Below are 14,432 nucleotides of genomic sequence, written 5' to 3'. Positions count from 1 at the left end.
GCCGAGACGTTGTTACTTCGCCCCGTCGAGAAACGCCCTCACCACTTTCACCGTAGCCCCCGGGTTCTCCTCCATGATCCAGTGCCCTGAATCCGGAATCGACCCTTCCGTCACATCGCTCGCGGCGAACCGCATCACCGTCGCCATCATCGGCCCGAAGGACTTCTCCCCACCCACGGCCAGCACCGGCATCGCGAGCTTGCCCTGCGCCATGAAGGCCTTGTTGTCGATCACGTCCTGGTCGAACGCCGCGAACTGCGCAAAGCCCGAGTGCATCGCGCCGGGCCGCGCATACAGCTTGGCGTAGTGCCTGCGGGCACCTTCCGAAAAGCGCGCGGGGGTTGCCGAGAACTCGTTCCAGAAACGATCGAGATAAATCCGCTCGCGGCCGGCCACCAGCCGCTCCATGTCGGGTCCGCCGAAGCGGAAGTGCCACAGCAGCGGCGTCTTCAGGATCTCTTCCCACGGCCCGACGCCCGGCAGCGGCGCGTCGATGAGCACGAAGCGCGTCACGCGGTCGCGGTATTGCGCGGCGAATGCGTAGCCGACCATGTTGCCGATGTCGTGCGTCACGAGATCGGTGCGGTCGATCTTCAGGGTGTCGAGCAGCAGCGCGATGTCCTTGCCCTGGGTTTTCTTGTCGTAGCCGCCGGCCGGATGGTCCGACAGGCCCATGCCGCGCAGGTCGGGCACGACGACGGTGTGGTCGCGCGCCAGGTCGGCGGCCAGGGGCGCCCACATGTCACCCGTTTCTCCGTAACCGTGCAGCAGCGTAACGGCCGGCCCCTTGCCGCCGACGCGCACGTGGAGCGTCGCGCCGTTGACGCTGATGTTCTGGGTCTTGAAGCCCGCCGGGAATGCCGGGAAGGCTGGAAGGGCGGGAACAGGCGAAACCTGCGCATGGGCCGCCAGGGCGACGAAGCCTGCGGTGAGCAGAGCGAGGAAGGGTTTGAGTTTGATCATTACCAATAGTCCTCTTTTGCGGTCTGAATAGATAGAAAAGAAATACAACACCAGCGCCGGCGCGGCCGGGAACGACATTCGGCCCGCGCCCATCGTGCCGCGTCGTCTCACGACTACGGAAATCGGTGATACCGCCCACCCCGCGCAATCCCTAGCATCCCTGTCAGAACAGCCCGACCCGCCAGGGAGCCCCCAGCAGAAATGCTGAAAAAGTAGCAGTGCGCCCAAATGCCCAGAGGTATTCCCAATCCAGCCGCCATGTACGGCATCGCCCCTCGACCCTGGGGCTTTGAAGTCTCGCTCGTGCGCAACGGCACCCGCTACTACCGGCAGTTCGGCAAGGCGAGCTACGGCGGCCTCGAACAGGCCCTGGTCCAGGCGCAGGACTGGCGCGATGCCGTGGTGCGCAGCGTGCCGCCGGTGGCGCGGCGCGCGCGGGCCGAAAAGCTGCGGGCCAACAACACCACGGGCGTCTCGGGCGTCTTCTGCCAGGTGGCGTCCGGCGGCCGGGTGCGGGCGTGGGTCGCCAAGACCTACATCGGGCAGGACGAGATCCTGCGCACCGACTTTCCGGTCGACAGCGTCGGCAACGCGGCGCTGTCCCTGGCCATCGAGGAGCGCGAGAAGCAGCTCGCCCGCATGTCGGGTCTCGCGCGGCTGCATCCGGCCGAAGAGGCGATCCGCCAGGGCATGACGGTGCAGGCGCCGGGGCCGCGCACGTCCAAGCGCTCCAAGTCGGAGATCACCCGCAGCACCAACTCCAGCGGCGTGAGCGGCGTGCAGTTCAAGATGCCCAACGCGGGCCATCCCGGCTACTGGCTCGCGACCACGTTCACCGCGGGCAAGGGCAGCGTGTGCAAGGCCTTCTCGGTGAAGGAACACGGCCACGACATGGCCAAGAGCCTGGCGATCGCCGAGCGCGGACGCCAGCTGGCCCAGAAGTTGAAGGATGCGGAGCAGCACGAGCACCAACACGAGCACGAGCACGAGCAAGAACAAGCGCAACCGCAGCAGCAAAAGCAGGCATCGCCCGATTTCTCTTTCCAGTACAAGGCCAGCGGCCATCCGGCCCGGCCATGACCAACCACAAACCGCTTCACCAGCTGCTGCGGGTGGCTTCCCACTTGCTCGACCAGGCGGCCACGGAAGTGCGCGACACGCAGCTCGATCCGATCCCCGAGAACATCGAGCGGATCGGCCGCGCGCTCATCGAGGTGATGGAGGTGCAGCGCAGGATCTTCGCGATGCGGCCCGAGCTGCGGCCCAAGACGCTCGCCGCGTCCGACCGCGAGGCCGATGCCAACAAGCTCTTCACCCAGTTCATGCTCGAGGCGCTGGAGCTGGAAGACGTGGGCAACACCGTGGCCGCGGTGGAGCGCTACACGCGGTTCATCGGCATCTCGCCCTCCTACCACCACCGCGAGATCGCGCGGGCCGAAATCCGCCGGCTGACCTAGCCGGCCGCACCGGCCGCCAGGGCGCCTTCAGAGCGCCCGCGAAATCACCTCTTTCATGATCTCGTTGGTGCCGCCGTAGATGCGCTGCACGCGCGCATCGGCATACATGCGCGCCACCATGTATTCGCTCATGTAGCCGTAGCCGCCGAAGAGCTGCAGGCACTCGTCCATCACCCGGCCCTGTGCCTCGGTGCCCCAGAGCTTGGCCATGGAGGCGGTGGCGGTGTCCAGCCGGCCGGCCACCAGGTCTTCGACGCAGCGGTCGATGAAGGCGCGGCCCACCTTGATCTGGGTGGCGATCTCGGCGAGCTTGAACTTGGTGTTCTGGAATTCGGCGATCGGCTTGCCGAAGGCCTTGCGGTCGCGCACGTAGTCGAGCGTGGCCTCGTAGGCGCCTTCCATGGCCGCGAGCGCGCTCACGCCGATGATGGTCCGCTCGTAAGGCAGGTCGCTCATCAACTGGAAGAAGCCCTGCCCCTCCTGCCCGCCGAGCAGCGCATCGGCCGGCACGCGCACGTCGTCGAAGAAGAGCTCGGAGGTGTCCTGCGCCTTCATGCCGATCTTCTCGAGCACGCGTCCCACGCGAAAGCCCTCGCAGCCCTCGGTCTCCACGATGAGGATCGAGGTGCCCTTGGCGCCCTGCGCCGGATCGGTCTTGCACACCACCAGCACCAGGCCGGCGAGGTAGCCGTTGGTGATGAAGGTCTTCGATCCGTTGAGGAGATAGCCGCCATCCTTCTTCTCGGCGCGGGTGCGCACGCCCTGCAGGTCGGAGCCGGCGCCGGGCTCGGTCATGGCGATGGCGCCGACCATTTCGCCGCTCGCCATGCGGGGCAGGTAGCGGCGCTTCTGTTCCTCGGTGCCGTGGTTGAAGATGTAGTGCGCCACGATGGCGTGCACCGAGGTGGCCATGCCGGTGAGCCCGCGGCGCGACATCTCCTCGTACACCACGGCCTCGTGGCGGAAGTCGCCGCCCGCGCCGCCGTAGTCGTCGGGGATGTCGGCGCACAAGAGGCCGAGCGCGCCGGCCTTGCGCCAGACCTCGTGCCCCACGTGGCCGCGCTTGCGGGCCTCCTCGTCGTGCGGGAGCACTTCGGTTTCGACGAAGCGCACCACGTTGTCGCGGTAGAGCGCCAGGTCTTCATCGCTCCAGGAGCGGCTGAAATCGATGGGCATGGGACTTGTCCTTTGTAGTTTTCTGAAAATATCGTCGGTCAGCCGACGCGTCGCGTCTTGCCGGCCCAGAAGGGTTCCCGCAGCTGGAATTTCTGCAGCTTGCCCGCGGCCGAGAGCGGCAGCGCATCGCGGAACTCCACGCTGCGCGGGCACTTGTAGGTGGCGATCTGCTCGCGGCAGTGCGCGATGACGGCCTCGGCCTCCAGCGCCATGCCTTCGCGCCGCACGATCACCGCATGCACGCGCTCGCCCCATCGGTCGTCGGGCACGCCGATCACGGCGGACATCAGCACCTCTGGCAATTGCGCAATGGCGTTCTCGACTTCGGCGGAGTACACGTTCTCGCCGCCGCTCACGATCATGTCCTTCATGCGGTCGACCACGTACAGGAAACCGTGCGCGTTCATGTAGCCACCGTCGCCGGTGTGCATCCAGCCACCGCGCAGCGCCGCCTCGGTTTCCTCTGGCTTGTTCCAGTAGCCCTTCATCACCATCGGCCCGCGCGCGACGATCTCGCCGACCTGGCCGAAGGGCAGCTCGTTGTCGTCGCCATCGACGATGCGGACCTCCGCGATGGCAATGGGCGTGCCGGCCGAGCGCAGCAGGCGCTCGCGGTCGGGCCCGGGCAGGTGGCAGTGCGAGGGCAGCGCGGTCACGACGGGCGAGAGCTCCGTCATGCCGTAGACCTGCGCGAACTCGGTGCGCGGAAAGGCGCGCATGGCCTGGTCGAGCAGCGCCGCGTCGATGGGCGCCGCGCCGTACGACAGCAGCCGCAGCATCGACAAATCGAACGCCGCGAAGCGCGGATGCTCGATCACGCGCTTGATCATCGTGGGCACCAGGAACATCTCGGTGATGCGCGCGGACTGCAGAATCTCGAGCACCGCGAGCTCGTCGAACATCGGCACCACGTGGATGGGCACCAGCCGCTGCAGGCTCTGCAGCGCGATGCCGCAGCCGGCCACGTGGAACATGGGCGCCGCGACGATGGCGGCCGCATCCTGCGTGTCGCGCGGCAGCGCGGCGACGGTGCCCAGCGCATTGATGTACATGCTCCCGTGCGTGAGCATCACGCCCTTGGGCTGGCCGGTGGTGCCGCCGGTGTACATGATGGCCGCGAGCTCGTCGGCGCTGTGCGGTGCGTCGTCGATGGGCGCGGCCTCGGCGAGCAGCGCCTCGTAGCCGACCATGCCTTCGGGCACCGCGCCGTCGCCGCAATAGACCACGGTGCGCAGCGAGGCAGAGAGCTGGCGCAGCGTGGGCGCCATCGGTGCGAAGAGGTCGTCCACCAGCAGGATGCGGGTGTCGCAGTCGTCCAGCGAGTACGCGACTTCCTTCGGGTTCCAGCGGATGTTGACGGGGTTGATGACGCCGCCGCCCCACCAGGTGCCGAAGAAGTACTCGACGAAGCGGTGCGAATTGAGGCTCATCATGCCGACGCGGTCGCCGCGCTGCATGCCGAGTTGCTGCAGCACGGCGCCCAGGCGGGCGGCGCGGTCGGCGAGCTCGCCGAAGTCCAGGCGCTGGCTGCCGCAGACCACGGCGGTGGCGCGGGCCTTCTCGCGGCGGCCCTTGTGCAGGGGCTGGGTGAGGAACATGGGGCGTCTCCTTTTTCTCAGCCGGCCGCGACAGGCGTGACAGGCGTGACGGGCGTGACCGATGCGATGGTCGCGCCCCAGCGGCGCAGCATCGCCTCGCCGTCGTCGTGCGCGGTGGCGGGCGGCATCACGGGCGCGGTGCGGCTGAAGCGCGGCGCGGGCGCGGGCTGCACCACGCCGCCGACGTTCGCGAAGGTGCCGCGCGCCACGTTGTGCGGGTGTGCGGGCGCCTCGTCCCAGTCGAGCACGGGCGCGAAGCAGGCATCGCCGCCTTCGAGCAGCACGCACCACTCGTCGCGCGTGCGGGTGCGGAACAGGTCGGCCATGCGCAGCTTGAGCAGCGGCCAGCGGTCGGCGTCCATCTGCGCGTCGAAGGCGGTGTCGTCGGCGATGCCGCAGCGCTCGCGCAGCAGCGCATAGAACTGCGGCTCGATGGCGCCCACGGCCACGTACTTGCCGTCGGCACACGCGTAGGTGTCGTAGAAATGCGCGCCGCCGTCCAGCATGTTCTCGCCGCGCTGGTTGCTCCACATGCCGGCCGACTTGAAGCCGTACATCATCGAAGACAAGAGCGCCGCGCCATCGGTCATCGCGGCATCCACCACCTGGCCCTGGCCCGAGCCCTTGGCTTCGTGCAGCGCGGCGAGGATGCCGAAGGCCAGCAGCATCGCGCCGCCGCCGAAGTCGCCCACGTAGTTGAGCGGCGGCACCGGCGGCTCGCCCGCGCGGCCGATGGCATGCAGCGCACCGCTGATGGCGATGTAGTTGATGTCGTGGCCGGCCGCATGCGCGAGCGGGCCGTGCTGGCCCCAGCCGGTCATGCGGCCGTAGACCAGGCGCGGGTTGCGCGCATGGCATTCGGCGGGGCCCAGGCCCAGGCGCTCCATCACGCCGGGGCGAAAGCCCTCGATGAGCACGTCGGCCTTCGCGATGGCGTCGAGCACGGAGGGCGCCGCGCCTTCCGCGCGCAGGTCGACCTGCAGCGTGCTGCGGCCGCGCGCGAGGATGTCGTGGGGCGCGGTGCGCGTGCCGGGACGCTCGATGCGGATCACCTCCGCGCCCATGTCGGCAAAGAGCATCGCGCAGAAAGGGCCGGGGCCGATGCCCGCCATCTCGATCACCCGAAGGCCTTGCAATGGACCTGCCATGGTCTGTCTCCTGTATGTGGAGGCATCTTGGCGCGGGGGCGGCGGGGGTGCATCGTCCAAAGCGACGAATGCGTCCCTTATCTCTTTGTCTCTACATCTGCGTCGTGGCGGCGCGCAGCTTCGCCACGCGGCGCAGATGCCATGCGGGCGGACCGAACTGGCCCTCGATGAGCGTGGCGCGGCGCACGTAGTGGCCGATGGCCAGCTCCTCGGTCATGCCCATGCCGCCATGCAGTTGCACCGCGCCCTGCCCCACGGCCTTGCACGCCTTGGCCGCGGCGACCTTGGCGGACGAGACTGCGCGGGCGCGCTCGTTGTCGCTTGCGGTATCGGCGATTTCACCGACGCTCGCGGTGAGCGCGGCCGCCTGTTCCAGCGCCATGTGCATGTCGGCCAGGCGGTGCTGCAGCACCTGGAAGCTCGCGATCGGCACGCCGAACTGCTTGCGCTGGCGCACGTAGTCGAGCGTGTCGCGCAGCAGGCGGCGCATGACGCCGACCGATTCGGCGCAGATGGCGAGCGTGGCCTCGTCCAGCGCGCGTTCGATCTGCGGCAGCGCGCCGCCTTCGGCGCCGAGCAGTGCCTCGGCGGGCAGGCGCACGTTGTCGAAGGCGATGTCGGCAGCGCGGCCGCCGTCGCGCGTCGGGTAGCCGCGAAGGCGCAGGCCCGGCGTGTCCCTGGGCACCACGAGCAGCGACAGGCCCTTCCGGCTGCGCGCCGTGACGATGAAATGGCTGGCCCACGGCGCCGCCTGCACCACGGCCTTACGGCCATCGAGCCGGAAGCCGTCGCCCTCGCGCACGAGCTGCGCCTGCACGTCGTCGCGCGCGTGGCGGCTTTGCGGCTCGCTGTGCGCGAAGGCCAGCACGGCCTGCCCCGCGACGACGCGCGCGAGCAGCGCATCGGCCTCTGCACCGGGGTGGCGCTGCAGCAGGCCGGCGCCGATCACCATTGTCGACAGGTACGGCTCGGCCGCGAGCGCGCCGCCCAGCGTTTCCATCAACGCGAGGTGCGCGGCCATGCCCAAGCCCAGGCCGCCGTGCGATTCGGGCAGCGCCGCGCCCAGCAGATCGAGTTCGCGCGAGAGGCCCTGCCAGAACGGCGGCGGCGCATCGTCGGCTCTCGCGAGCGCATGCAGGCGCTGCTCGAAGCCGTGGTTGTCGTCCAGGTAGCGCGCGAGGCTGTCGCGCAGCATCGCGAGGGTGTCGTCCTGTTCGGTGCGTGTGCTCATTGCAAGAACCTCAGCGGGCCAGCAGGTGGGCCGCGACGATGTTGCGCTGCACCTCGTTGGAACCGGCGTAGATGGAAGCGGCGCGGTCGTTGAGGTAGGCCGCCATCGAGAACACGGCCTCTTCGGGAATGGGCATGTCGCCTTGCAGCCCATTGTCCAGCGGCAGGTTGACCGCGGCGTAGTGGCCGGCGATCTCGACGCCGAGCTCGGTCAGCCGCTGGCGCAGCTCGGAGCCGAGCACCTTGCCCATCGAGGGGCGGATGCCGGGCGGCTCGCCGCGGGCCTGCGCGCGCAGCGATTGCAGCTCGGTGGCCTCGAGCGCATCGATGGCGCATTCGGCTTCGGCCAGGCGCAGCGCCATGTCGTCGGCTTCGTACCCGTCGTCGATGGCATCGGCCGCCGCGTGCAGCCGGCGAAGGCGCGCGCGCAGCATCGGCGTCCACGCGCCGCCACGCTCGTGCTGCAGCAGGTACTTGGCGATGGCCCAGCCCTGGTTCTCCTCGCCGATGAGCCCCTCGGCGGGCACGCGCACGTCGTCGAAGAACACCTGGTTCAGCTCGTGGTCGCCCGAGATGCTGATGATCGGCCGGATGGTGATGCCCGGCGTCGGGATGTCGAAGCACAGGAAGCTGATGCCCTGCTGCGGCTTGCCGCCCGAGGTGGTGCGCACCAGGCAGAACATGCGGTTGGCGTACTGCGCGTGGGTGGTCCAGATCTTGGTGCCGTTGATGACGTAGTGGTCGCCATCGCGCACGGCCTTGCATTGCAGCGAGGCCAGGTCGGAGCCCGCCTGCGGCTCGGAATAGCCCTGGCACCAGTAGTCCTCGCCCGAGCGGATGCCCGGCAGCCAAGCGCGCTTCTGCGCCTCGGTGCCGAAGGCGACGATCACCGGTGCGACCATGCCCGGCCCCATGGGTGCGCGCTGCGGCGCATCGGCCGCGGCCAGCTCGGCCGCGAAGAGGTAGTGCTGCATCGGCGTCCAGCCGGTGCCGCCGTGCTCGACGGGCCAGTTCGGCACGCTCCAGCCGCACCTGGCCAGGATACGGTGCCAGCCGTTGCCTTCGGCGTAGTCGCTGAAGATGCCCGAGCAGCGCCGGCCGGCGGCGCGCAGCGCGGGCGTCAGCTCACGCGAGAGGAACTCGCGAACCTCGTTCCGGAATGCTGTTTCAGCCGCGCTGAGTGTCCAGGCCATGGTGGGGTCCCGTTGGAATGCAGCGGCGAGTGTGCACCCGCGGGGCAGGGCGGCGGCATCGTCGGATCGGACGAAGACTCACCAGTTTCCGTAGTTTGTGCGCACACCCGGGATAGTCCTCTCCGGTGTCGCCGGGCGACCAAGCAGAATTACCAGTCGGGAGATGTTCTGTGCGCCAGAGAATGCGCTGCGCTCAATGGAGAGCACCATGCACGCGACCACCACACCCGGTTTCTCGCACGCCAGCGTCGAGCGGCTGTGCGACTACGAATTGCCCGATCCGCCAGCACGCGCCTCCGCGGCGATGCCTCTTTTGTCCGACGTCCACGACCCCGAGAAGCTCGCGCTGACCTGGTGGCTGTGGATGGACGAGATGGGCAAGAACATGTGGCGCCACTGCGACGCCTGGCGCGAGCACTACCTGAGTCACACGGCCAAGGGCCCGACGGACCGCGGCTGACCCTCCCGACCCCCTCTCCCGTTTCCTCGCTCAGGCTGCCACGGCCTCGCGCGCCGGCGTCGCCTTCGACGGCACCGGCATGTGCTCCGCCCAATCGATGATTTCCAGCGTGCCGTCGGCATGCTCGGCCAGCGCCGTGAGGCTCTCCACCCAGTCCCCGTCGTTGCAGTAGAGGATGCCGTCGATGTCGCGCATCTCGGCATGGTGGATGTGGCCGCACACCACGCCCTGCGCGCCGCGCTTGCGGGCCTCGCGCGCCACGGCGTTCTCGAAGTCGCCCACGTAGCTCACCGCGCGCTTGACCTTGCCCTTGAGGTACTTGGAGAGCGACCAGTACGGCAGCCCCATGCGCGCGCGCAGCGAGTTGAGGTGGCGGTTCAGCTTCAACGTGAATTCGTAGAGCGAGTCGCCCACGTAGGCGAGCCACTTGGCGCACTGGATCACGCCGTCGAACAGGTCGCCGTGGATGATCCAGAGCTTGCGGCCGTCGGCGGTCTCGTGGATCCATTCGTCGGCCACGTCGATGCCGCCGAAGTTGTGATTGAGGTACTTGCGGGCGAACTCGTCGTGGTTGCCCGGGATGAAGATCACGCGCGTGCCCTTGCGCGCCTTGCGCAGCAGCTTCTGGATCACGTCGTTGTGCGCCTGCGGCCAGTACCAGTGGCGCTTGAGCTGCCAGCCGTCGATGATGTCGCCGACCAGGAACAGCGTCTCGCACTCGGTGTGCTTCAGGAAGTCGAGCAGCGCGCGGGCCTGGCAGCCGGGCGTGCCCAGGTGCAGGTCGGAGATCCAGAGGGTGCGAAAGTGCAGCGGTGGACGCTGGCGCTCCTCATCCTCCGGGTCGGGAGACTGGGCTGCGGTGTCGCGCCATGCGCGAAGGAAAGCGTCGTCGCGTTGCATGGACGGGTAGGCTCCCATCCGCGCGTGACGCCGCGATGGCACACCCGTGACATCCCGGTGACGCGTGGCCCTTCTGCAACGCCACAATCGCGCGATGCGCCCTGGCCAGATCATCGTTCTTGCGACCCCTGTGTTCTTCCTGCTGATCGCGATCGAATTCGCGGTGGGCCGCGTGCGGGCGCGCCGCGGCACGGGGCACGACACCTACCGGCTGGCCGATGCGGTCAACAGCATCGGCCTCGGGATGCTGAGCCAGATCAGCGCGGTGCTCACCGGCCTCTTGCGCATCGGCATCTACACCGCGGTGTACTCGGCGGTGGCGCTCTTTCCGCAGGAGGCGGCCAGCGAGTTCTGGACGACCTGGTACGGCTGGCTGCTGGCGCTGGTGTTCTACGACTTCTGCTACTACTGGCTGCACCGCATGGGCCACGAATCGGCAGTGCTGTGGGCGGCGCACGTGGTGCATCACCAGAGCCAGCACTACAACCTGTCGACCGCGCTGCGCCAGACTTCGAGCGGCGCGCTGCTCGGCTGGATCTTCTACATGCCGATGGCGGTGGCCGGCGTTCCGCCGCTGGTGTTCGTCGTGGTGGCGCTCGTCGACCTGCTCTACCAGTTCTGGGTGCACACCGAGCAGGTCGGCAAGCTCGGCTGGTTCGACCGCTGGTTCTGCTCGCCCTCGAACCACCGGGTGCACCACGCGGTGAACGACACGTACCTGGACCGCAACTACGGCGGCATCCTCATCGTGTGGGACCGGATGTTCGGCACCTTTCGCGAAGAGGACGAGCGCTGCGTCTACGGCACGCGCGGCGAGTTGAAGAGCTGGGACCCGCTCTGGGCGAATGCCCAGGTGTACTGGGGGCTGGCCAAGGACTCGTGGCATGCGCGCAGCTGGGCCGACAAGCTGCGCGTGTGGCTCAAGCCGCCCGGCTGGCGGCCGGCCGACGTGGCGGCGCGCTTTCCGAAGCCGGCGTTCGATATCGCGAAGGTCACGCGCTACGAGCCCGTGGTGAACCGGGGGGTGCAGTGGTTCGCGGGCGTGCAGTTCCTGCTGATGCTGGGCGGCGTGGCCTTCTTTCTCTGGTTCTCCGACGACATGCCGCTGCAGCGCGCCGCCGTCTGGCTGGCCGCGCTGACGGCGAGCCTGTGGGCCATCGGCGCCGTGCTGCAGGGACGGCTGTCGGTCACCGAGGTGCTGCTGGTCGAAGCCGCCGCTCTGGCCACCGCCAGCGCGGCGCTGGGCATCGACTGGCTGCACCACATCTGCAAGCCGCTGGCACTGTCGATCGCGATCGTCTTCGCGGCGCAGCGTGCGATGCGGGCGGGCGGCGTGGCCCGCTTCGACGGGCTGCTGCTGGCCGGGCTGGTCGCCTCGCTGGCGGGCGACGTGCTGCTGATGGGCCCGGCGAAGCTGTTCGTGCCGGGGCTCGTGTGCTTCCTCCTCGCGCACCTGGCGTACATCGCGCTCTTCAGCATCGGCGTGGGCATGTTCCCGCGGCGCGGGGTGCTGGCGGCGACGCTCTTGATCGGCGCGGGGATGTATGCGTTCCTCTGGCAGGGCGGGCTGCCGCCGGCGCTGCGGATTCCGGTCGGGGTCTACGTGGTGGTGATCGCCTGCATGGCGGCACAGGCGATCGGGCGTGCGGCGGTGCTGCGTGAAGCCGATCCGTCAGCGCCGTGGGTGGCGGTGGGTGCGTGCTTCTTCATGGTGAGCGATGCGCTGCTGGCGACCAACCGCTTCGTCTCGCCGCTGCCGCTGGCGCAGCTGTGGGTGCTGGCGACTTATTACGCAGCGCAGGTGTTGATCGTGCGGCACGTTCGCCGCCCCTCCGCCTGACTTTCTCACTCCCCCGCTGGGGGAAGGAGCAAGAAAACGCCGCTCAGCTATGCGGGTTGCCAACCCATCGTCGGTAGACCGATCTCGAACGATGCCGTTTGAATGAGGCCATTCCGGACCACATAGACGCAGACCATCTCCACCGTGCCGACACCTTCGGGAAAGTTGCGTGTCACCACCTCATGGTCGATCACGACATTCCCCATGACCGAGCGCTGCAGCAGATGCGCATGGAGGTCGGGCTCGGCAAAGCGGACCTCGGTGCGGGCGCGCAACTCGGCATGTCCGGAGGCCAGCAGCTTTCCCGCAAGTTCGTATTGGCGGGCGTCTTCGGCGTAAGTGGCCAGCCATGCCTGAAGGTCCTTGGCGTTGTAGGCCGCCAGTTGGCGCTCGACAACGGCTTCTGCGGAAAGCGGCATGGACATCGGCTCAGTCCACGCAGCGCTGGATTTCCACCGTCGAGTGGCGGATTTCCTCGTGCATCGAGAAGCAGGCGCGCACCTCGTCGGCAGTGAGCCTCGGTGAATGGGTCACGACCGTGAGCGCACAGGCATAGGCATCGCGCCCCACGCGCCAGACGTGCAGGTCGGCCACGCGGGTTTCCGAATCGGCCAGCGTGGTCTCGACGCCTTCGCGGATCTCGGCGGTGACCGGATGGTCCATCTCGCGGTCGAGCAGCACCTTGCCGGTTTCCTTCAGCAGGCCCCTGGCCCAGCTGGCGACCAGCACCGCGCCGACGATGCCCATCGCCGGGTCGAGCCAGGCCCAGCCGTAGAACCAGCCGCCCAGCAGCGCGGCGATGGCCAGCACCGACGTGGCGGCGTCGGCCACCACGTGGATGTAGGCGGAGCGCAGGTTCAGGTCGTGGCCGTGTTCGTGATGGTGGTGGTGATCGTCGTGTCCGTGGTGATGCCCATGGTCGTGCCCGTGATCGTGGTGCGTGCCGCCCAGCAGCCGCGCGCAGACCAGATTGACCACCAACCCCAGCACCGCCACCGAGATCGCCTCGGGGTAGTGAATCGCCGTCGGCGACCACAACCGCTCCAGCGAACCCACCACCATCAGCACCGCGATACCGAGCAGCAGCAGCGCGCTGGCGAAGCCGCCCAGTACCTCGATCTTCCAGGTGCCGAACGCAAAGCGCGGGTCGCGCGCATAGCGGCGCGCGGCCGCATAGGCGAAGGCACTCAGGCCGATGGCCAGCGCGTGCGAGCTCATGTGCCAGCCGTCGGCCAGGAGCGCCATCGAGTTGAACCACCAGCCGGCGCCGATCTCCACCACCATCATCGCGGCGGTGATCCACATCACCAGGCGGGTGCTGCGCTCGGCGGCGGCATTGCCGGCGCCGAACTGGTGGTCGTGCTGCCAGGCGCTCAGGTCATGGGTGTGCATGCGTCTTCAGACTCCGAAAAGATCTTGCCCGTCCGAACGGCTCGAGGGCGGCGTCACGCCCAGGTGGCGGTAGGCGGCCAGCGTGGCGATGCGCCCGCGCGGCGTGCGCTGCAGGTAGCCCTGCTGGATGAGGTACGGCTCGATCACGTCCTCGATGGTGTCGCGCTCCTCGCCGATGCTGGCCGCGACGTTATCGAGGCCCACCGGACCGCCGTCGAAGCGGTGGATCACGGCTTCCAGGAGCTTCCTGTCCATGAGGTCGAAGCCCTGCGGATCGACGTCGAGCATGGCCAGCGCCTTGTGCGCGATTTCCTCGGTGATGCGGCCATCGCCCTTCACCTCGGCGTAGTCGCGCACGCGGCGCAGCAGTCGGTTGGCGATGCGCGGCGTACCGCGCGAGCGGCGGGCGATCTCGAAGCCGCCGGTCTCGTCGGTTTCCACCTTGAGCAGCCGGGCGCTGCGGGTCACGATCAGCGCGAGCTCTTCGGGCGTGTAGAACTCCAGCCGCGCGACGATGCCGAAGCGGTCGCGCAGCGGGTTGGTCAGCATGCCGGCGCGGGTGGTGGCGCCCACCAGGGTGAAGGGCTGCAGGTCGAGCTTGATGCTGCGTGCAGCGGGGCCCTCGCCGATCATGATGTCGATCTGGTAGTCCTCCAGCGCGGGGTAGAGGATTTCCTCGACGACCGGGCTCAGGCGGTGGATCTCGTCGATGAAGAGCACGTCGTTCGGCTCCAGGTTGGTCAGGAGCGCCGCCAGGTCCTTGGGCTTCTCCAGCACCGGGCCGGAGGTCTGGCGCAGGTTGACGCCCAGCTCGGCCGCGATGATGTGCGACAGCGTGGTCTTGCCCAGGCCGGGCGGGCCGAACAGCAGCACGTGGTCGAGCGCTTCCTTGCGCTTGCGCGCCGCGCCGATGAAGATTTCGAGCTGCTCGCGCACCTTGGCCTGGCCAACGTATTCGTCGAGCAGCTTGGGGCGAAGGGCTCGTTCGATGGCCTCCTCGTTGGGCGAGGCGGGGGCGGCAGACACCACGCGCTGGGGGGCGGGTGCGAAATCGTCGGTCTGAATAGTCATTGGC

The 14,432-nt window shown here is 68.5% G+C and carries 14 protein-coding genes; 4 read left to right on the top strand and 10 right to left on the bottom strand.

Going from position 1 to position 14,432, the window contains the following annotated elements:
* Window positions 1–12 precede the first annotated feature (12 nt).
* Entirely contained in the window at window positions 13–963 is a 951-nt protein-coding gene (locus BM133_RS30200) for an alpha/beta fold hydrolase (RefSeq protein WP_093442423.1), read from the bottom strand.
* 228 nt (window positions 964–1,191) lie between these two features.
* Between BM133_RS30200 and BM133_RS30195 the strand changes: the two genes are divergently transcribed.
* On the top strand, window positions 1,192–2,043 hold the full coding sequence (locus BM133_RS30195; RefSeq protein WP_093442420.1) for an AP2 domain-containing protein: 852 nt from the start codon (window positions 1,192–1,194) through the stop codon (window positions 2,041–2,043).
* Window positions 2,040–2,420: a hypothetical protein gene (locus BM133_RS30190; protein ID WP_093442417.1), complete on the top strand. Its 381-nt coding sequence runs from the start codon at window positions 2,040–2,042 to the stop codon at window positions 2,418–2,420. Before BM133_RS30195 ends, BM133_RS30190 begins: the two co-directional genes overlap by 4 nt.
* A gap of 27 nt (window positions 2,421–2,447) precedes the next feature.
* Here the strand turns inward: BM133_RS30190 and BM133_RS30185 are convergent, their stop codons facing one another.
* The 5 genes from BM133_RS30185 to BM133_RS30165 form a co-directional block, all read right to left on the bottom strand.
* The gene (locus tag BM133_RS30185; protein ID WP_093442415.1) at window positions 2,448–3,596 is read right to left on the bottom strand and encodes an acyl-CoA dehydrogenase family protein; all 1,149 of its coding nucleotides are present in this window, start codon (window positions 3,594–3,596) and stop codon (window positions 2,448–2,450) included.
* 38 nt (window positions 3,597–3,634) lie between these two features.
* Window positions 3,635–5,194: a long-chain-fatty-acid--CoA ligase gene (locus BM133_RS30180; protein WP_093442413.1), complete on the bottom strand. Its 1,560-nt coding sequence runs from the start codon at window positions 5,192–5,194 to the stop codon at window positions 3,635–3,637.
* Between the two features lie 17 nt (window positions 5,195–5,211).
* Window positions 5,212–6,342 (bottom strand): CaiB/BaiF CoA transferase family protein, encoded by a 1,131-nt coding sequence (locus BM133_RS30175; RefSeq protein ID WP_093442410.1) that lies wholly within the window; start codon window positions 6,340–6,342, stop codon window positions 5,212–5,214.
* A 91-nt stretch (window positions 6,343–6,433) separates the two neighbouring features.
* Entirely contained in the window at window positions 6,434–7,573 is a 1,140-nt protein-coding gene (locus BM133_RS30170; protein ID WP_093442407.1) for an acyl-CoA dehydrogenase family protein, read from the bottom strand.
* Between the two features lie 10 nt (window positions 7,574–7,583).
* Window positions 7,584–8,765 (bottom strand): acyl-CoA dehydrogenase family protein, encoded by a 1,182-nt coding sequence (locus BM133_RS30165; protein WP_093442404.1) that lies wholly within the window; start codon window positions 8,763–8,765, stop codon window positions 7,584–7,586.
* 208 nt (window positions 8,766–8,973) lie between these two features.
* Here BM133_RS30165 and BM133_RS30160 point away from each other — a divergent pair, with 208 nt between their 5' ends.
* The gene (locus BM133_RS30160) at window positions 8,974–9,225 is read left to right on the top strand and encodes a hypothetical protein (protein WP_093442697.1); all 252 of its coding nucleotides are present in this window, start codon (window positions 8,974–8,976) and stop codon (window positions 9,223–9,225) included.
* A gap of 30 nt (window positions 9,226–9,255) precedes the next feature.
* Here BM133_RS30160 and BM133_RS30155 read toward each other — a convergent pair whose 3' ends face one another.
* Window positions 9,256–10,125: a UDP-2,3-diacylglucosamine diphosphatase gene (locus BM133_RS30155; protein WP_093442402.1), complete on the bottom strand. Its 870-nt coding sequence runs from the start codon at window positions 10,123–10,125 to the stop codon at window positions 9,256–9,258.
* A 94-nt stretch (window positions 10,126–10,219) separates the two neighbouring features.
* Here BM133_RS30155 and BM133_RS30150 point away from each other — a divergent pair, with 94 nt between their 5' ends.
* Window positions 10,220–11,965 (top strand): lysoplasmalogenase family protein, encoded by a 1,746-nt coding sequence (locus tag BM133_RS30150; protein WP_093442399.1) that lies wholly within the window; start codon window positions 10,220–10,222, stop codon window positions 11,963–11,965.
* A 47-nt stretch (window positions 11,966–12,012) separates the two neighbouring features.
* On the opposite strand, the gene BM133_RS30145 is transcribed toward BM133_RS30150, so the two are convergent.
* From BM133_RS30145 to ruvB, 3 genes are read right to left on the bottom strand one after another with little or no spacing between them, the layout of a single operon-like run.
* Window positions 12,013–12,390 carry a nuclear transport factor 2 family protein gene (locus tag BM133_RS30145; RefSeq protein WP_093442397.1) on the bottom strand — a complete coding sequence of 126 codons (378 nt, stop codon included), beginning with the start codon at window positions 12,388–12,390 and terminating at the stop codon, window positions 12,013–12,015.
* A gap of 4 nt (window positions 12,391–12,394) precedes the next feature.
* On the bottom strand, window positions 12,395–13,357 hold the full coding sequence (dmeF, locus tag BM133_RS30140) for a CDF family Co(II)/Ni(II) efflux transporter DmeF (RefSeq protein WP_093442394.1): 963 nt from the start codon (window positions 13,355–13,357) through the stop codon (window positions 12,395–12,397).
* Between the two features lie 6 nt (window positions 13,358–13,363).
* Window positions 13,364–14,428 (bottom strand): Holliday junction branch migration DNA helicase RuvB, encoded by a 1,065-nt coding sequence (gene ruvB, locus BM133_RS30135; RefSeq protein WP_093442392.1) that lies wholly within the window; start codon window positions 14,426–14,428, stop codon window positions 13,364–13,366.
* Window positions 14,429–14,432: the final 4 nt, after the last annotated feature.

It is taken from the genome of Variovorax sp. 770b2 (assembly GCF_900115685.1).
Classification (GTDB): Bacteria; Pseudomonadota; Gammaproteobacteria; order Burkholderiales; family Burkholderiaceae_C; genus Variovorax.
Note: the sequence above shows the minus strand (reverse complement) of the source record. Positions and strands in the feature narration are given on the sequence as shown.

Excerpts from the sequence above, each read along its gene's own strand:
- BM133_RS30150 (WP_093442399.1), top strand. The coding sequence starts at position 10,220 with ATGCGCCCTGGCCAGATCATCGTTCTTGCGACCCCTGTGTTCTTCCTG.
- BM133_RS30190 (WP_093442417.1), top strand. The coding sequence starts at position 2,040 with ATGACCAACCACAAACCGCTTCACCAGCTGCTGCGGGTGGCTTCCCAC.
- BM133_RS30175 (WP_093442410.1), bottom strand. The coding sequence starts at position 6,342 with ATGGCAGGTCCATTGCAAGGCCTTCGGGTGATCGAGATGGCGGGCATC.
- BM133_RS30180 (WP_093442413.1), bottom strand. The coding sequence starts at position 5,194 with ATGTTCCTCACCCAGCCCCTGCACAAGGGCCGCCGCGAGAAGGCCCGC.
- BM133_RS30155 (WP_093442402.1), bottom strand. The coding sequence starts at position 10,125 with ATGCAACGCGACGACGCTTTCCTTCGCGCATGGCGCGACACCGCAGCC.
- BM133_RS30170 (WP_093442407.1), bottom strand. The coding sequence starts at position 7,573 with ATGAGCACACGCACCGAACAGGACGACACCCTCGCGATGCTGCGCGAC.
- dmeF (WP_093442394.1), bottom strand. The coding sequence starts at position 13,357 with ATGCACACCCATGACCTGAGCGCCTGGCAGCACGACCACCAGTTCGGC.
- BM133_RS30145 (WP_093442397.1), bottom strand. The coding sequence starts at position 12,390 with ATGTCCATGCCGCTTTCCGCAGAAGCCGTTGTCGAGCGCCAACTGGCG.
- BM133_RS30185 (WP_093442415.1), bottom strand. The coding sequence starts at position 3,596 with ATGCCCATCGATTTCAGCCGCTCCTGGAGCGATGAAGACCTGGCGCTC.
- ruvB (WP_093442392.1), bottom strand. The coding sequence starts at position 14,428 with ATGACTATTCAGACCGACGATTTCGCACCCGCCCCCCAGCGCGTGGTG.
- BM133_RS30195 (WP_093442420.1), top strand. The coding sequence starts at position 1,192 with ATGCCCAGAGGTATTCCCAATCCAGCCGCCATGTACGGCATCGCCCCT.
- BM133_RS30165 (WP_093442404.1), bottom strand. The coding sequence starts at position 8,765 with ATGGCCTGGACACTCAGCGCGGCTGAAACAGCATTCCGGAACGAGGTT.
- BM133_RS30200 (WP_093442423.1), bottom strand. The coding sequence starts at position 963 with ATGATCAAACTCAAACCCTTCCTCGCTCTGCTCACCGCAGGCTTCGTC.
- BM133_RS30160 (WP_093442697.1), top strand. The coding sequence starts at position 8,974 with ATGCACGCGACCACCACACCCGGTTTCTCGCACGCCAGCGTCGAGCGG.